The organism is Bradyrhizobium sp. 159, assembly GCF_023073795.1.
Lineage (GTDB): Bacteria > Pseudomonadota > Alphaproteobacteria > Rhizobiales > Xanthobacteraceae > Bradyrhizobium.
Map to the genome: position 1 here is coordinate 1 of NZ_JADPKE010000001.1, position 1,679 is coordinate 1,679.

At 59.7% G+C, this 1,679-nt stretch carries 1 protein-coding gene; it reads left to right on the forward strand.

The window, feature by feature from the left end:
• The coding region (locus tag IVA96_RS00005; protein ID WP_247414811.1) for a methanol/ethanol family PQQ-dependent dehydrogenase at positions 1-1,647 on the forward strand (1,647 nt) is incomplete at its 5' end.
• Positions 1,648-1,679: the final 32 nt, after the last annotated feature.

Here is a 1,679-nt window from a genome sequence, read left to right on the forward strand (position 1 = left end):
GAAAATTACAGTCCAGTGACACAAGCCAGGCTGGAAAATCCGGAACCTAGTAACTGGATGCTGTACCGACGCACCTACGACGGGCAGGGCTACAGTCCGCTCGAGCAGATCAACACTTCAAACGTCAAGAATCTCAAGCCGGTGTGGACTTTCTCCACTGGCGTGATCGAGGGCCACGAGGCGCCACCGATCGTTAACAACGGGGTGATGTTCGTCACCACCCCTATGGGACAGGTAATCGCCCTGAACGCCAAGACCGGCGAAGAGTATTGGCGCTACAAGCGCCAGCTACCGGATGATTTGTTCCAGCTGCATCCGACCAATCGCGGCGTCGGTCTGTGGCAGGACAAGCTCTATCTGGCCACAACCGATGATCACGTGGTTGCCCTCGATGCGAAGACCGGCAAGGTGGTCTGGGACACCAAAGTCCAGGACTATAAGAAAGGTCAGTATCTCACCCTGATGCCTCTCGTCATCGACGGTAAAGTCATCGTCGGCGGCTCTGGCGGTGAGCTCGGCGTCCGTGGTTACGTCGTGGCCTTTAACGCAGATAACGGCAAGGAGCTGTGGCGCACCTTCACCATTCCAGCGCCCGGTGAACCCGGCAGCGAAACCTGGACGGGCGACGACTGGAAGACCGGCGGCGGATCGGCTTGGATGACCGGCAATTACGATAAGGACACCAGGACCATCTACTGGGGCATTGGCAATGCTGCGCCGTGGCCGGGGGACGCACACCCGGGTGACAATCTCTATACGAGCTCCGTGCTCGGCCTCGATCCCGATACCGGTAGGATCAAGACACATTTCCAGTACCATCAGAACGACTCCTGGGACTGGGACGAAGTAGAGGCGCCGATACTGGTCGACCTGCAAAGAGATGGCCGCACGGTCAAGAGCCTGATCCATCCGGGCCGCAACGCCATCTTCTGGATCTTGGAGCGTAAGCCGGACAAGATCAGCTACGTAGCCGGCTGGCCCTATGTTCATACAGACGTCTGGAAAGGCATCGAGCCCGAGACCGGCAAGCCGATTGTCGACCCTGCGCACAAGCCGGTGATCGGCAAGCGGGTCGAGTTCTGCCCGTCACTGTGGGGCGGCAAGGACTGGCCTTCGGCGGCCTATAGCCAGAGGACCAAGTACGTCTATGTGCCGGCCAACGAGAACACCTGCGGCGGCTTCACCGGCGAGAAGGTTGCGCTGAAGCCTGGCGAACTATGGCTTGGCACCAAGCCTGAGGACATCGGTCTGACGCTCCGTCCCGGCGCCACACACATTGGCGAATTGCAGGCTTGGGATCCCGCAACCGGCAAGAAAGTCTGGTCTCACAAGTTCCCGAAATCGCAACTGTTCGGTTCGGTACTGGCGACCGCGGGCGATCTCGTCTTTGTCGGCGGGACCAACGATCGCAACTTCCGCGCTTTCGATGCGAAGAGCGGCGAACTCTTGTGGGAGCTGAAGACCAACTCAGGCATCATGGGCATGCCGGTATCCTATGAGGTGGATGGCACCCAGTATATCGCGATCCAGTCCGGCTGGGGCGTTGACGCGCAACGCATCCAGGATGCGCTCGCCACCCAGAACGTCGGGGTTGAAAACAACGTGCCGCAAGGCGGGGTGGTCTGGGTATTCGCTGTGCAGAAATAGCCGCGCCACGACGCGATGAGCGGCGGACAGAA